This is a genomic window from Streptomyces alfalfae (assembly GCF_004127445.1).
Taxonomy (GTDB): Bacteria; Actinomycetota; Actinomycetes; order Streptomycetales; family Streptomycetaceae; genus Streptomyces; species Streptomyces alfalfae.
The window spans coordinates 66,785-80,822 of sequence record NZ_QEXM01000025.1; the positions used below are offsets into that span (position 1 = coordinate 66,785).

Consider the following 14,038-nt stretch of genomic DNA (forward strand, 5'->3'; position numbering starts at 1 on the left):
GCCCCCGGGTCCCGGCTGTCGGGCCTCCGGGCCCCACTGTCAGGCCTCCGGAGCGTGGTCATCCGGATAACTTCTGGGAACACTTGTCCTACGAACGCCAATTGCCCGGCGCATAGGCCAATTGGGTCCCCTGAGCGCGGTTACCGACCATGGGGCCCGGGCACACGTCCGGGTATGGGCTGGACGCACGACTACAGTGACGTAGCACGCAATCGCCGCTCGGCCACAGCGCTGAACAGCCGCGAGAGGAGCGGGCAACAGGACAGGGGCCGACACGGACCCCCGCAGTCCATGGGCATCTCCCGCATCCTCCGCCGGAGGGCCCGCTGGGTCTCCGCGCGGCTCCGGCACACCCGCGACTGACCCCGCTCCCCCGGCGCCTCACCTCCGCGATCCAGGCAGAGCGCAGCCCTGCGCCTACAGGGCGCAGCCCTGGCTGTCGACCTCCTGGTTCGCGGTGCGGCCCCGCTCGATGTCCTCGCGCACCTCGTCCACCGTCAGGGCGTACCCCGTGTCGGGGTCGTCGAGCGACTTCGCGAAGATCACGCCGTAGACCTTGCCGTCGGGCGTGAGCAGCGGGCCGCCCGAGTTGCCCTGACGGACCGTCGCGTAGAGCGAGTAGACGTCGCGTCGCACCGTGCCGCGGTGGTAGATGTCCGGGCCCTTGGCCTGGATGCGGCCGCGCACGCGCGCGGGACGGACGTCGTAGGGACCGTCCTCGGGGAAGCCGGCGACGATGGCGCCCGCACCGCTCGACGCGTCCTCGGACGTGAACTTCAGGGCCGGCGCCTTCAGCGTGGGCACGTCCAGGACGGCGATGTCCCGCTCCCAGTCGTAGAGGACGACCTTGGCGTCGTACGTCTGGTTCGTGTCGCCTATCTGGACCGTCGGCTCGTCCACGCCGCCGACCACGTGCGCGTTCGTCATGACGCGGCGCTCGGCGAAGACGAAGCCGGTGCCTTCGAGGACCTTGCCGCAGCTGTGGGCCTCCCCGCGGACCTTCACGATGGAGCGCTTCGCGGTCGTGGCGACCTTGCTCTTGGCGAGCTTGGGGTCGGGGGGCCGGACCTCGGTGATCGGCTCGTTCGAGAACGGGCTGAAGACCTGCGGGAAGCCGTTCTGCGCGAGGACCGAGGAGAAGTCGTTGAACCACGTGTCGGCCTGGCCGGGCAGCGCCCGCGAGACGCCGAGCAGCACCTTGGAGTTGCGCACCTCCTTGCCGACCGTCGGCAGCGTCGTCCCCGCGAGGGCGGAGCCGATCAGCCAGGCGACCAGGAGCATGGCGACCACGTTCACCAGGGCGCCGCCCGTCGCGTCCAGGGCGCGGGCGGGCTGCCAGGTGATGTATCTGCGGAGCTTGTTGCCCAGATGGGTGGTGAAGGCCTGGCCGATCGAGGCGCAGACGATCACGATGACGACGGCGACGACCGCGGCCGTCGTGCTCACCCCGGCCGCGTCGTCGTCCTTGAGCGCGTCCCAGACGATCGGCAGCAGGTATACGGCGATGAGGCCGCCGCCCAGAAAGCCGATCACCGAGAGGATGCCGACCACGAAGCCCTGGCGGTAGCCCACGACCGCGAACCAGACCGCGGCGAGCAGCAACAGGACGTCCAGCACGTTCACCGATTCAATCCTCGCCTCGCATCGCGACCGCCACGTCCACGCAACCTTGTCATGCGCGCCAGTCGAGCGGGACCTGCCTACCGCGGTCCCAGGGTCGCTCCCAGCCCGCGAAGTGCAGAATTCTATCGATCACGCCCGCGGTGAAACCCCAGACCAGGGCTGACTCGACGAGGAACGCGGGTCCGTGGTGGCCGCTCGGGTGGACGGCCGTCGCGCGATTGGCCGGGTCCGTGAGATCGGACACGGGGACCGTGAAGACGCGGGCCGTCTCGTTCGGGTCGACGACGCCGACCGGGGTCGGCGTGTGCCACCAGCCGAGCACCGGGGTGACCACGAAGTCGCTCACGGGGATGAAGAGGCGCGGCAGCACGCCGAAGAGCTGGACGCCCCGGGGGTCGAGGCCCGTCTCCTCCTCCGCCTCGCGCAGGGCGGCGCGCAGCGGCCCCTCGGTCCGCGGGTCGCCGTCCTCGGGGTCGAGGGAGCCGCCGGGGAAGGAAGGCTGCCCCGCGTGGGAGCGGAGGGAGCCCGCGCGCTCCATCAGGAGCAGCTCGGGGCCCCGCTCGCCCTCCCCGAAGAGGACGAGGACCGCCGACTGGCGTCCCGTGCCGTTCTCCGGGGGCAGGAAGCGGCTGAGCTGGAGCGGCTCGACGGTCCGCGCGGCGTGCGCGACCGGGTCGAGCCAGGGCGGCAGCCCCTCGGCACGGACGACCGGGGCGTCGCCCTTGAGCGTGGCCTCACCGCTCCGGGGCGACGCCTGCCCGCTCCGGAGCGAGGCGTGGCCGCTCTGGCGCGAGGTGTGGCCGCTCTGGGATGAGGTGTGGCCGCTCCGGAGTGTGGTGTGGCCGCTCTGGTGGGTTGCCGCGCCGCTTCCGGGCATGGCTTCGCCGTCGGTGCGTGCGTCGTCCGTGTGGCTGCTGCTGTGGCTGTTCGTGGTGTCCGTCATCTCGCTCGCGTGCGTCATCGGCGCCCCCGTCCGTCTGGACAACGCTCTTCGTCTCCCCGTTCGTTCCGCCCCGCCGCGATGTCACCCCTCCGCGAGCGGGGGCGCCGGCTTTCCGGGGTAGTCGGCCGGGGGCTTGAGGCGCTGGCCGGGGAAGCCGCCCATCTCGTACTTCAGGAGCTTCTTCGCCTTCTCCGGGTCCGTCTCGCCCTCGCCGTACGACGGGCAGAGCGGGGCGATCGGGCAGGCGCCGCAGGCGGGCTTGCGGGAGTGGCAGATGCGGCGGCCATGGAAGATCACACGGTGCGAGAGCATCGTCCACTCGCTCTTCGGGAAGAGCGCGCCCACAGCCGCCTCGACCTTCTCCGGGTCCGTCTCCTCGGTCCACCTCCAGCGGCGGACGAGGCGTCCGAAGTGGGTGTCCACGGTGATGCCGGGCACTCCGAAGGCGTTGCCCAGGACCACGAAGGCCGTCTTGCGGCCCACACCGGGCAGCTTGACCAGGTCCTCCACGCGTCCCGGGACCTCGCCCCCGAAGTCCTCCGTCAGGGCCTTGGCCAGGCCCATGATCGACTTGGTCTTGGCGCGGAAGAACCCGGTCGGCCGGATCAGCTCCTCGACCTCCTCGGGCACCGCCGCGGCCAGGTCCTCCGGGGTCGGGTACCTGGCGAACAGCCGGGGCGTCGTCTGGTTCACCCGCAGGTCCGTGGTCTGCGCGGAGAGCACCGTCGCCACCAGCAGCTCGAACGGGTTCTCGAAGTCCAGCTCCGGGTGGGCGTACGAGTACACCTCCGCGAGCTCCCGGTTGATCCGCCGGGCGCGGCGGACGAGCGCCGTGCGGGACTCCTGGGGGAGCTTCGCGGCGGCGGGGGCCTTCTTGGAGGTGGCCGCGGCCTTCTTGGCGGCGGGCGTGGCCTTCTTCGCGGTGCTCGCCGCCTTCTTCGCGGCGCCCGCTGTCTTCTTGGCGGCGGGCGTGGCCTTCTTGGCGGTGGCCGCCGTCTTCTCGGCCGGGGCGGTCGTCTTCTTCGCCGGGGCGGGTTCCGGACCCGGGGGCGTCTGCTTCTTCACTGGAGGTGCCTTCTTCGGGGAGGCCGGCTGCTGCTCGGGGGTGGTCTGCCGTGCACGGACCGACCGCTCCGCGCGTGCGGCCCGCTTCGCCGGAGGCGTACCCTCCGGACGTGTCACTCCTGCCCGATTCGCCGGTTCGCCCGACGCACCGGACTCCTGTTCGCCCACAGCGGAATCAGGGGGTGCGGCCACCTTCCCAGCCCCCACGGCCTGTGCGTTCACCGGCTTTTTGGACACCCGGCCAGCCTAGGGCCCGGCACTGACATCCGCCCCTGACCTCATGGATCGGCCCCCAATTGGCCCCCTCCCGCACAGCACGCCACGCCGGTGCGGCAGACTTGTGACTGATCACACTGTTTGGACCGTCCGGCAAACTGGGGAACACGGTCCCCTGATGCAGGTCGACAAGGAGAGAACTCGTGGACGACGTTCTGCGGCGCGCCCCGCTCTTCGCGGCGCTCGATGACGAGCAGGCCGCGGAGCTTCGCGGCTCCATGAGTGAGGTGACGCTCGCGCGCGGAGACGCCCTTTTCCATGAGGGAGACCCCGGAGACCGCCTCTACGTGGTCACCGAGGGCAAGGTGAAGCTCCACCGCACCTCACCCGACGGCCGCGAGAACATGCTCGCGGTGCTCGGTCCCGGCGAGCTCATCGGTGAGCTGTCGCTCTTCGACCCGGGCCCCCGTACGGCCACCGCCTCCGCCCTCACCGAGGTCAAGCTCCTCGGCCTGGGCCACGGCGACCTCCAGCCCTGGCTGAACGCGCGCCCCGAGGTGGCGTCCGCGCTGCTGCGCGCCGTCGCCCGGCGGCTCCGCAAGACCAACGACCAGATGTCGGACCTGGTCTTCTCCGACGTGCCCGGCCGTGTGGCCCGCGCGCTGCTCGACCTGTCGCGCCGCTTCGGCGTGCAGTCCGAGGAGGGCATCCACGTGGTGCACGACCTCACCCAGGAGGAGCTGGCCCAGCTCGTCGGCGCCTCCCGCGAGACGGTCAACAAGGCACTGGCGGACTTCGCCGGACGCGGCTGGCTGCGCCTGGAGGCCCGCGCGGTGATCCTGCTCGACGTGGAGCGCCTCGCCAAGCGCTCGCGCTGACGCTCGTACGACGTACGGAGATGGGCCCCGCCTCACGTGAGGCGGGGCCCATCCGTGCTCGTGCCGGAGAGACGCCTGCTGATGCCGCGGAGACCCCTGCTCGTGCCGAGGCGGCCCCTGCTCGCGCCGAGGCTGCGCCTCAGATCAGGCCGTGCTCCTGGAGGTAGTCCAGCTGCGCCCTGACCGAGAGCTCGGCGGCCGGCCACAGCGAGCGGTCCACGTCCGCGTACACGTGCGCCACGACGTCCGCCGCGGAGGTGTGGCCGTTCTCCACGGCCGTCTCGACCTGGGCGAGGCGGTTGGCCCGGTGGGCGAGGTAGAACTCGACGGCCCCCTGGGCGTCCTCCAGGACCGGCCCGTGGCCCGGCAGGACCGTGTGGACGCCGTCGTCGACCGTCAGGGACCGCAGCCGGCGCAGGGAGTCGAGATAGTCCCCCAGGCGGCCGTCGGGGTGCGCCACGACCGTCGTCCCGCGGCCGAGGACCGTGTCGCCCGTCAGGACCGCCCGGTCGGCCGGGAGATGGAAGCAGAGCGAGTCCGCGGTGTGGCCGGGGGTGGGCACCACCCGCAGCTCCAGGCCACCCGTGGTGATCACGTCCCCCGCCCCGAGGCCCTCGTCCCCCAGGCGCAGGGCGGGGTCGAGGGCGCGTACGTGAGTTCCTGTCAGCTCGGCGAAGCGCGACGCGCCCTCCGCGTGGTCGGGGTGACCGTGGGTCAGCAGGGTGAGCGCCACGCGCTTGCCCATCTTCTCGGCCGTCTCCATGACGTGGCCCAGATGGCCGTCGTCGAGCGGCCCGGGGTCGACGACCACCGCGAGGGGGGAGTCGGGCTCCGAGACGATCCAGGTGTTGGTGCCGTCCAGGGTCATGGCGGAGGCGTTCGGCGCGAGGACGTTGACCGCGCGGGCGGTGGCAGGACCGCTGAGGACCCCGCCACGGGGCTGTCCGGGCAGGGCGGCGGCGTCGGTCATGCGGGGGTGGCTCCCGTCGGGGTGGGGGTGTGCGCGTCACGTGCGGCGGCCGGGGGCCGCGCGGGCCTCCGCGGGGTCACGCGACGCCCTCGGGGCCCGGCGCGACGCGCTTGGTGAACTCGTCGTGCCCCGGCCAGGTGAGGACCAGGGCGTCGCCCTCAAGGCGCGCCTCGGCGAGCACGGGTGCCATGTCCTGTTCCGCGGCGGCGGCGAGCGCCCCGGCGGGCGAGGCGTGGGCGGCCAGCGCCCGCAGCGTCGCGATCGTCGGCGGCATCATGAGCAGCTCGCCCTTGTCGTAGCGGGCGGCGGCGTCCGCCGGGCGGATCCAGACCGTACGGTCCGCCTCCGTGGAGGCGTTGCGGGTGCGCTGCCCCTCGGGGAGCGCCGCCACGAAGAAGAACGTGTCGTAGCGCCTGGGCTCGAACTCCGGGGTGATCCAGCGGGCCCAGGCGGCCAGGAGGTCGCTGCGCAGGCACAGGCCCCTGCGGTCGAGGAACTCCGCGAAGGACAGGTCACGGGCGACCAGGGCCTCGCGGTCCGCCTCCCAGTCCTCGCCCGTGGTGTCGCCCACGACCGTCTCCGGGGTGGGCCCGGCGAGCAGCACGCCCGCTTCCTCGTACGTCTCGCGGACCGCCGCGCAGACGATCGCCTGGGCCCCGGCCTCGTCGTCGACGCCCAGCCGGGCCGCCCACCACGCGCGCGTGGGGCCCGCCCAGCGCACCAGATGGTCGTCGTCGCGCGGGTCGACGCCGCCGCCCGGGTACGCGTACGCGCCTCCGGCGAAGGCCATGGAGGCGCGTCTGCGCAGCATGTGCACTTGTGGTGCGCCGGTCTCCGCGCCGTCCCTGAGCAGCATGACGGTCGCGGCGCGGCGCGGGGTCGCCGGAGTCAGCTCGCCGCTCGCGAGGGCGCGGATGCGGTCGGGCCACTCCGGGGGGTACCACTGCCCATTTGCCATGGGCGGAGGCTATCCCCTGGTGGGCTGATGTTCGAGAGGCAGCCATCGGGCTCTACAGAGGCCCTGCCTGCGCCGCGCCGGTCCCACGGAGTTCCCGCCCGAGCGCATCGGTCCCACGGAGGCCGTGCGGCCCGAGCACATCAGCCCTACGAAGCCTCTACGAGGTTGGCGAGGCCGGCGGGGCCGGGCCTCACGCCTCCGTCAGCTCCACCTGGATCTCGACCTCGACCGGAGCGTCCAGCGGGAGCACGGCGACGCCCACGGCGCTGCGGGCGTGCACGCCCTTCTCCCCGAGGACCTCGCCGAGCAGCTCGCTGGCGCCGTTGATGACGCCGGGCTGGCCGGTGAAGTCGGGGGCGGAGGCCACGAAGCCGACGACCTTCACGACCCGCGCGACGCGGTCCAGGTCACCGGCGACCGACTTCACCGCGGCCAGCGCGTTCAGCGCGCAGGTGCGGGCCAGGTCCTTGGCCTCCTCCGGCGTGACCTCGCCGCCGACCTTCCCGGTCACGGCGAGCTTGCCCTCCACCATCGGGAGCTGCCCCGCGGTGTAGACGTACACGCCGGACCGGACGGCGGGCTGGTACGAGGCGAGCGGCGGCACGACCTCCGGCAGGGTCAGGCCCAGCTCGGCGAGGCGGGCCTCCACGGCGCCGCTCATGCCTGCTTCTCGCGCTTCAGGTAGGCCACGAGCTGCTCGGGGTTGTTCGGTCCTGGCACGACCTGGACCAGCTCCCAGCCGTCCTCGCCCCAGGTGTCCAGAATCTGCTTCGTCGCGTGGACGAGCAGCGGCACGGTTGCGTATTCCCACTTGGTCATGTGGCCGACTGTAGTCGGTGTGAGGGGATGCTCACGGTGGGCTCCTGCGTAGCCCGGCCGACGACTGGTTAGGCTCGGAAGTGTGAGCAGGCTCCAGGTCGTCAGTGGCAAGGGCGGTACCGGCAAGACCACGGTGGCCGCGGCCCTCGCGCTCGCCCTCGCGACGGAGGGCAAGCGGACCCTCCTCGTCGAGGTCGAGGGCAGGCAGGGCATCGCGCAGCTCTTCGAGACGGAGGCGCTGCCTTATGAGGAGCGCAAGATCGCCGTCGCTCCCGGGGGCGGGGAGGTGTACGCCCTCGCCATCGACCCCGAGCTGGCGCTGCTGGACTACCTCCAGATGTTCTACAAACTGGGGGGCGCCGGCCGCGCCCTGAAGAAGCTCGGGGCCATCGACTTCGCGACGACCGTCGCGCCGGGTCTGCGGGACGTCCTGCTGACCGGCAAGGCGTGCGAGGCGGTGCGCAGGAAGGACAAGCAGGGGCGCTTCGCGTACGACTGCGTGGTGATGGACGCGCCGCCGACCGGCCGCATCACCCGCTTCCTGAACGTGAACGACGAGGTCGCCGGGCTCGCCAAGATCGGGCCCATACACAACCAGGCGCAGGCCGTGATGCGGGTCCTGAAGTCCCCCGAGACGGCCGTGCACCTGGTGACCCTCCTGGAGGAGATGCCCGTCCAGGAGACCGCGGACGGGATCGCGGAGCTGGGGGCCGCCCGGCTCCCCGTGGGCCGGATCATGGTGAACATGGTGCGCCCCGCCCCGCTCGACGAGACCGCGCTGCGGCTCGGCCTCGACCGGCCGCCCCGTAAGGCCATCGCGGAGTCGCTCTCGGCCGCGGGACTCGGCGACACCCGGCGCGGCGGCGGCGCCGAGCGCCTGGTCGAACCGCTCCTGGAGCAGGCCTCGGAGTACGCCGAGCGGTACTCCCTGGAGGAGGACCAGCGCGCCGTCCTCACGGAGTTCGGCCGGCCTCTGCACGAACTCCCGCTGCTGTCGGGCGGGATGGACCTCGCGGGCCTCTACGAGCTCGCCACGGCACTGCGGAAGCAAGGGATCGCATGACCCCGGAACCGGCACGGCCCCTGGACGACGCACGCACGCTGGACGACGCCACGCGCGCGTTGGACGTCGACGCGCTGATCGACGACGCCGAGACCCGCATCGTGGTGTGCTGCGGCTCCGGTGGCGTCGGCAAGACGACCACGGCGGCGGCCATCGGGCTGCGGGCCGCGGAGCGGGGCCGCAAGGTCGTCGTGCTCACCATCGACCCGGCGCGCAGGCTCGCCCAGTCGATGGGCATCGACTCGCTGGACAACGTCCCCCGGCGGGTCAAGGACGTGGACGGCGACGGCGAGCTGCACGCCATGATGCTCGACATGAAGCGCACCTTCGACGAGATCGTCGAGGCGCACGCCGACAAGGAGCGGGCCGAGGCCATCCTGGGCAACCCCTTCTACCAGTCGCTCTCGGCGGGCTTCGCGGGCACGCAGGAGTACATGGCGATGGAGAAGTTGGGGCAGCTCAGGTCGCGCGACGAGTGGGACCTCATCGTCGTGGACACGCCGCCCTCACGCTCGGCGCTCGACTTCCTCGACGCGCCCAAGCGCCTCGGCTCCTTCCTCGACGGGAAGTTGATCCGGCTGCTCATGGCGCCCGCCAAGGTGGGCGGCCGGGCGGGCATGAAGTTCCTGAACGTCGGCATGTCGATGATGACCGGGGCGCTCGGCAAGCTGCTCGGCGGGCCGCTGCTGCGGGACGTGCAGACGTTCGTGGCCGCCATGGACACCATGTTCGGCGGCTTCCGTACGCGCGCGGACGCCACGTACCGGCTGCTCCAGGCGCCCGGCACCGCGTTCCTCGTGGTGGCCTCGCCGGAGCGGGACGCGCTGCGCGAGGCCGCGTACTTCGTGGAGCGGCTCGCCGCGGACGACATGCCGCTGGCCGGGCTCGTGCTGAACCGTGTGCACGGCAGCGGTGCCGCGCAGCTCTCGGCCGAGCGGGCGCTCGCCGCCGCGGAAAATCTTGAAGATAATCGCATTGTGGATCAGGGGGATGGGAAGGAAGCAGTTCGTAGCTCCCCCGAGCACTCCGCGACCCCCGAGACCTCCGAAACCCCCACCGAGGCTCCCCGGCCCGGACAGACCACACCTGACCCACGTGACGCACCTGACGCACCCGCCGGATCTGCCGCACCGGAAGCGCACGAGACCCACACCGACGCCGACGCGTCCGAGGAACAGCTGACCGCGCAGCTGACCGCGGGCCTACTGCGGTTGCACGCGGAGCGCATGCGCCTGCTCGACCGTGAGCAGCGCACGCGTGATCGATTCACCTCGCTCCACCCCGAGGTGGCGGTGACGGAAGTCGCCGCGCTCCCGGGCGACGTGCACGACCTCGCGGGGCTCCGGGCCATCGGCGACCGGCTGGCAGGCTGACCGCCCCTCCGACGCCGGCCGACCCCGCCCACCGGGTCGGCTCGCTCCGGCCCCGCGCGGCGGTGCCGCACAGGGTCGTGCAGCCGGGCCCCGCACGACGGTGCCGTACGACGGTCCTCCGCGGCCCGGTGTCCGGCTCTTCCGGCGGGCCCGCGACCGGCCGACCCGCGGCGCGGCCGGCTACCCCACAGCCGCGTAGCTCTCGTACGTCTCCTCGTCCTCCAAGTCCACGGGCAGCAGGCCCGCACCACGCTCGTACTCGGAGCGCGCTGTCTCCAGGAGCCTGCGCCATGAGGTGACGGTGGGGCGCCTGCGCAGCAACGCGCGGCGTTCACGCTCCGTCATGCCACCCCAGACGCCGAACTCGACGCGGTTGTCCAGCGCGTCGGCCAGGCACTCGGTCCGCACCGGACATCCGGTGCACACCGCCTTGGCCCTGTTCTGCGCTGCTCCTTGTACGAACAGTTCATCCGGATCGGTAGTGCGGCAGGCCGCCTGCGCACTCCAGTCGGTTACCCAGCCCATACCGGCGCCGTCCTCTCCCGAATCGAGGCTCCCCCACGGCGGCAGCGGCATATGCACCGCCGCCAGTTGAGGACGTTACGGAAGGTGGGCACAGCGCAACACCCCCTTCGGGCCCAATCTTGAATGGTCCGAACGGACTATGCGTAAGCGGCAGATCACCCGACGGAGTGAGCTGGTGACATGCGTGAGGAACCCGGCATATCGGGGCAGTTCAGCTGGGTCACAACGGACGTCGGACGCCACTCAAGGCGAATTCGGACAGAAATCCGTCAGAATCGGGAGCGACAGAGGGCTTGTTGCCACACCGCAGTCCTGTGACAGTTGTGAGCAGCTTAGGCCAAGGCATTAAGGCGTGTCCGGCGAATCAGAACGTAGGCTGCCCCCATGGCAAAGAAGCGCTCGGGCGGTGGTCTGTCTCCCACTCAGCAAGCCGCGAAGTTCCTAGGGGTCAGCGTGCTCGCGGGTGCGGTACTGGCCGGGATCGCCCTGCCCGCGGCCGGAGCGCTGGGCCTGGCGGCCAAGGGCTCGGTCGAGGGGTTCGACGAGATCCCCGCCAATCTCAAGCAGCCGCCGCTGAGCCAGCGGACCTCCATCCTGGACAACAAGGGCGGCAACATCGCTACGGTCTACTCACGTGACCGCACGGTGGTGCCCCTCAAGGACATCTCCCCGTACATGCAGAAGGCGATCGTCGCGATCGAGGACGCCCGCTTCTACGAGCACGGCGCCGTCGACCTCAAGGGCATCCTGCGCGCGCTCAACCAGAACGCGCAGAGCGGCGGTGTCGCGCAGGGCGCGTCGACCCTCACGCAGCAGTACGTGAAGAACGTCTTCGTGGAGGAGGCCGGCGACGACCCGACGAAGGTCGCCCAGGCCACGCAGCAGACGCTCGGGCGCAAGATCCGCGAGCTGAAGTACGCGATTCAGGTCGAGGAGGAGCTGGGCAAGAAGCGCATCCTCAAGAACTACCTGAACATCACGTACTTCGGGCAGCAGGCCTACGGCATCGAGGCCGCTTCCCAGCGCTACTTCTCCAAGCCCGCCAAGGACCTGAAGCTCCAGGAGGCCGCGCTGCTGGCCGGCATCGTGCAGTCGCCGAGCCGGTACGACCCGGTGAACGACGCCACGGAGGCCACCCAGCGGCGCAACATCGTCCTCCAGCGCATGGCGGAGACGCACGACATCTCGCAGCAGGAGGCGGACGAGGCCAAGAAGACCGATCTCGGCCTGAAGGTGAGCCGCCCCAAGAACGGCTGCATCACCGCGGTCAGCGGCGCGGGCTTCTTCTGTGACTACGTGCGCGAGGTCTTCCTCAACGACCCGGTCTTCGGCAAGACCAAGGAAGAGCGCGCCAAGGTCTGGAACCGGGGCGGCCTGAAGATCCGCACGACCCTCGACCCGCAGACGCAGGAATCGGTCCAGGCCTCGATCAAGGACCACGTCAACAAGAGCGACGACGTGGCGACCGCCACGACCATCGTCGAGCCGGGCACGGGCAAGGTCCTCGGCATGGGCCAGTCACGTCCTTACGGCTTCCAGAAGGACGAGACCACGATCAACCTCTCGGTGGACAGCGACATGGGCGGCGGCGCGGGCTACCAGCCGGGGTCGACGTTCAAGCCGATCGTCGCGGCGGCCGCCCTGGAGGGCGGCAAGTCGGCGGGGCAGCGCTATTCGTCCCCGTACGAGATGCCGTATCCGGCCCGGGTCTCGACCTGTGGCGGCAAGAACTGGGTGAACAGCAACAACGAGAAGCTCACCAACGAGAACGAGACCGAAGTCGGCCCGTACGGCATGCGGGAGGCGACCGCCAAGTCGGTCAACACCTACTACGTGCAGCTCATCGGCGACATCGGCATCTGTCCGGTGACGCGGATGGCCGACAAGATGGGCGTCGAGCGCGCGGACGGCAAGGACATGGCGCAGGCCCCCTCGATCGCCCTCGGCACGCAGGAGACGTCGCCGCTGACGATGGCGAGCGCGTACGCGTCCTTCGCCTCGCGCGGCACGTACTGCACGCCGATCGCCATCGAGTCGATCAACACGCTCAGCGGCAAGTCGCTGCCGGTGCCGAAGTCCACGTGCTCGCGCGCGATGTCGCAGAAGACCGCGGACACGATCAACACGCTCCTCAAGGGTGTGGTCGAGGACGGCACGGGCAGGCAGGCAGGGCTCGGCTCCCGGGCGAGCGCGGGCAAGACGGGTACGACCGACTTCCGCTACGCCGCCTGGTTCGTGGGCTACACCCCGAACATGTCGGGCGCGGTCTGGGTCGGCGACCCGCAGCACAAGCGGCAGATGGTCGACATCACCATCGGCGGGGTCCCGTACTCCAAGGTCTTCGGCGGCGAGGTGCCGGGCCCGATCTGGCGCGACGCGATGAGCGGCGCCCTGGCGGGCAAGCCGGCGCCCGGTTTCAACACCGTGCACATCCCCGGCGGCGACAAGGACAAGAACCGCGACAGGGACCGGGACGGTGACGACGGCCAGGGCCGGGACCAGGACCAGGACGACGACAAGCCGGGCGCGGGCGGCGGCGACAACGGCGGCAATGGCGACAACGGCGGCCTCGGGGACGACTGGCCGGACGTCGAGATCCCGCCGGACGCCATCGGCGGCCTGGGCGACGGGGGCGGGAACGGCAATGGCGGTGGCAACGGCAATGGCGGTGACGGGGGGATCGGCGGCTGGCGGCCGTAGCTCCGCGTCCGCGTTCGCTTCGGCTTCGGTTTCGACGTCGGCTGCCGCTTCGGCGTCGGCTTCGGCTTCGGCGTGACCGCGGGCTTGCGTCACGTGACTGAGGGCGCCCCCTGATCTGGCTGTTCAGCCGGATCGGGGGGCGCCCTCAGTCGTGAGATCTGGTGGCTGTGGCGGCCGTCATGATCGTGGTGGCCGTAGTGGCCGGGGCGATCGTAGTGGCCGTAGTGGCCGGGGCGGGTCAGCCGCAGGGGGCGGGCCCCGCCTTCGTGCGAAACCGTCAGCCCGCGAGGAGCCTCTTGACGGTGGCGGCGACGCGGCCGCCCTCGGCGAGGCCCGCGACCTTCGGGTTCACGATCTTCATGACCTGGCCCATGGCGCGCGGTCCCTCGGCGCCGGCGGCCTTGGCCTCTTCCACGGCCTGGGCGACGATCGCGTGCAGCTCGTCGTCGGAGAGCTGCTTCGGGAGGTACTCGGCGAGGATCTCGCCCTCCGCCTTCTCACGCTCGGCCTGCTCGGCACGGCCGCCCTGCCCGAACGCCTCGGCGGCCTCGCGGCGCTTCTTGGCCTCGCGGGCGATCACCTTCTGCACCTCGTCGTCGGAGAGCTCGCGCGCGGTCTTGCCCGAGACCTCCTCCTTGGTGATGGCGGAGAGGGTCAGCCGGAGCGTCGAGGAGCGCAGCTCGTCACGCCCCCGGATCGCGGCGGTGAGGTCTTCCTGCAGCTTCGACTTGAGCGTGGTCATGGGTCGATTGTGGCAGGTGCGGAAGGTTCCCTGCGCCTCGATTTCGCCGAGGGGGCGGTGTGGGGCGGCTGTTGGGGTGGTGCCGGGGGCGGACGCCCGCGCCCCGTGGACGGTTGGCGGCGACCGCCCTCGGGATCGCGGACCTGCGGTGTCTGACACGATG

General features: G+C 71.4%; 14 protein-coding genes. 5 read left to right on the forward strand and 9 right to left on the reverse strand.

Features of this window, described 5'->3' with window-relative positions:
• The first annotated feature begins 174 nt into the window (after positions 1-174).
• Positions 175-363 (forward strand): hypothetical protein, encoded by a 189-nt coding sequence (locus DCW30_RS37405; protein WP_076685175.1) that lies wholly within the window; start codon positions 175-177, stop codon positions 361-363.
• Positions 364-417: 54 nt separating this feature from the next.
• On the opposite strand, the gene DCW30_RS09785 is transcribed toward DCW30_RS37405, so the two are convergent.
• From DCW30_RS09785 to nth, 3 genes are all read right to left on the reverse strand, one after another.
• Positions 418-1,623 (reverse strand): MarP family serine protease, encoded by a 1,206-nt coding sequence (locus tag DCW30_RS09785; protein WP_062774768.1) that lies wholly within the window; start codon positions 1,621-1,623, stop codon positions 418-420.
• A gap of 49 nt (positions 1,624-1,672) precedes the next feature.
• Positions 1,673-2,500, reverse strand: coding sequence for an NUDIX hydrolase (locus DCW30_RS09790; RefSeq protein WP_079250377.1), 828 nt, complete (start codon positions 2,498-2,500; stop codon positions 1,673-1,675).
• 147 nt (positions 2,501-2,647) lie between these two features.
• Positions 2,648-3,631: an endonuclease III gene (gene nth / locus DCW30_RS09795; RefSeq protein WP_103557444.1), complete on the reverse strand. Its 984-nt coding sequence runs from the start codon at positions 3,629-3,631 to the stop codon at positions 2,648-2,650.
• 419 nt (positions 3,632-4,050) lie between these two features.
• Between nth and DCW30_RS09800 the strand changes: the two genes are divergently transcribed.
• Positions 4,051-4,725, forward strand: coding sequence for a Crp/Fnr family transcriptional regulator (locus tag DCW30_RS09800; RefSeq protein ID WP_055553109.1), 675 nt, complete (start codon positions 4,051-4,053; stop codon positions 4,723-4,725).
• A gap of 139 nt (positions 4,726-4,864) precedes the next feature.
• Here the strand turns inward: DCW30_RS09800 and DCW30_RS09805 are convergent, their stop codons facing one another.
• The 4 genes from DCW30_RS09805 to DCW30_RS09820 all read right to left on the reverse strand — a co-directional run bounded on the left by DCW30_RS09805 (position 4,865) and on the right by DCW30_RS09820 (position 7,472).
• The gene (locus DCW30_RS09805) at positions 4,865-5,695 is read right to left on the reverse strand and encodes an MBL fold metallo-hydrolase (protein ID WP_076685177.1); all 831 of its coding nucleotides are present in this window, start codon (positions 5,693-5,695) and stop codon (positions 4,865-4,867) included.
• A gap of 76 nt (positions 5,696-5,771) precedes the next feature.
• Positions 5,772-6,653 carry an NUDIX hydrolase gene (locus DCW30_RS09810; protein WP_076685178.1) on the reverse strand — a complete coding sequence of 294 codons (882 nt, stop codon included), beginning with the start codon at positions 6,651-6,653 and terminating at the stop codon, positions 5,772-5,774.
• A gap of 190 nt (positions 6,654-6,843) precedes the next feature.
• Positions 6,844-7,314 (reverse strand): RidA family protein, encoded by a 471-nt coding sequence (locus DCW30_RS09815; RefSeq protein WP_062774759.1) that lies wholly within the window; start codon positions 7,312-7,314, stop codon positions 6,844-6,846.
• Entirely contained in the window at positions 7,311-7,472 is a 162-nt protein-coding gene (locus DCW30_RS09820) for a Sp36 family protein (protein ID WP_003975360.1), read from the reverse strand. Before DCW30_RS09820 ends, DCW30_RS09815 begins: the two co-directional genes overlap by 4 nt.
• A gap of 82 nt (positions 7,473-7,554) precedes the next feature.
• Between DCW30_RS09820 and bagA the strand changes: the two genes are divergently transcribed.
• Positions 7,555-8,535: an ATPase BagA gene (gene bagA / locus DCW30_RS09825; RefSeq protein ID WP_076685179.1), complete on the forward strand. Its 981-nt coding sequence runs from the start codon at positions 7,555-7,557 to the stop codon at positions 8,533-8,535.
• The gene (gene bagB, locus DCW30_RS09830; RefSeq protein WP_076685180.1) at positions 8,532-9,908 is read left to right on the forward strand and encodes an ATPase BagB; all 1,377 of its coding nucleotides are present in this window, start codon (positions 8,532-8,534) and stop codon (positions 9,906-9,908) included. Before bagA ends, bagB begins: the two co-directional genes overlap by 4 nt.
• A 180-nt stretch (positions 9,909-10,088) precedes the next feature.
• Here bagB and DCW30_RS09835 read toward each other — a convergent pair whose 3' ends face one another.
• The gene (locus tag DCW30_RS09835; RefSeq protein ID WP_030782081.1) at positions 10,089-10,433 is read right to left on the reverse strand and encodes a WhiB family transcriptional regulator; all 345 of its coding nucleotides are present in this window, start codon (positions 10,431-10,433) and stop codon (positions 10,089-10,091) included.
• A 384-nt stretch (positions 10,434-10,817) separates the two neighbouring features.
• Here DCW30_RS09835 and DCW30_RS09845 point away from each other — a divergent pair, with 384 nt between their 5' ends.
• Positions 10,818-13,133: a transglycosylase domain-containing protein gene (locus DCW30_RS09845; protein WP_076685182.1), complete on the forward strand. Its 2,316-nt coding sequence runs from the start codon at positions 10,818-10,820 to the stop codon at positions 13,131-13,133.
• 277 nt (positions 13,134-13,410) lie between these two features.
• Here the strand turns inward: DCW30_RS09845 and DCW30_RS09850 are convergent, their stop codons facing one another.
• Positions 13,411-13,875, reverse strand: coding sequence for a GatB/YqeY domain-containing protein (locus DCW30_RS09850; protein WP_076685183.1), 465 nt, complete (start codon positions 13,873-13,875; stop codon positions 13,411-13,413).
• Positions 13,876-14,038 lie beyond the last annotated feature (163 nt).

Bases quoted from the DNA above. Each gene is read 5' to 3' on its own strand.
- DCW30_RS09815 (WP_062774759.1), bottom strand. From the start codon at position 7,314: ATGAGCGGCGCCGTGGAGGCCCGCCTCGCCGAGCTGGGCCTGACCCTG.
- DCW30_RS09845 (WP_076685182.1), top strand. From the start codon at position 10,818: ATGGCAAAGAAGCGCTCGGGCGGTGGTCTGTCTCCCACTCAGCAAGCC.
- DCW30_RS09810 (WP_076685178.1), bottom strand. From the start codon at position 6,653: ATGGCAAATGGGCAGTGGTACCCCCCGGAGTGGCCCGACCGCATCCGC.
- DCW30_RS09790 (WP_079250377.1), bottom strand. From the start codon at position 2,500: ATGCCCGGAAGCGGCGCGGCAACCCACCAGAGCGGCCACACCACACTC.
- DCW30_RS09820 (WP_003975360.1), bottom strand. From the start codon at position 7,472: ATGACCAAGTGGGAATACGCAACCGTGCCGCTGCTCGTCCACGCGACG.
- DCW30_RS09850 (WP_076685183.1), bottom strand. From the start codon at position 13,875: ATGACCACGCTCAAGTCGAAGCTGCAGGAAGACCTCACCGCCGCGATC.
- DCW30_RS37405 (WP_076685175.1), top strand. From the start codon at position 175: ATGGGCTGGACGCACGACTACAGTGACGTAGCACGCAATCGCCGCTCG.
- bagB (WP_076685180.1), top strand. From the start codon at position 8,532: ATGACCCCGGAACCGGCACGGCCCCTGGACGACGCACGCACGCTGGAC.
- DCW30_RS09835 (WP_030782081.1), bottom strand. From the start codon at position 10,433: ATGGGCTGGGTAACCGACTGGAGTGCGCAGGCGGCCTGCCGCACTACC.
- DCW30_RS09805 (WP_076685177.1), bottom strand. From the start codon at position 5,695: ATGACCGACGCCGCCGCCCTGCCCGGACAGCCCCGTGGCGGGGTCCTC.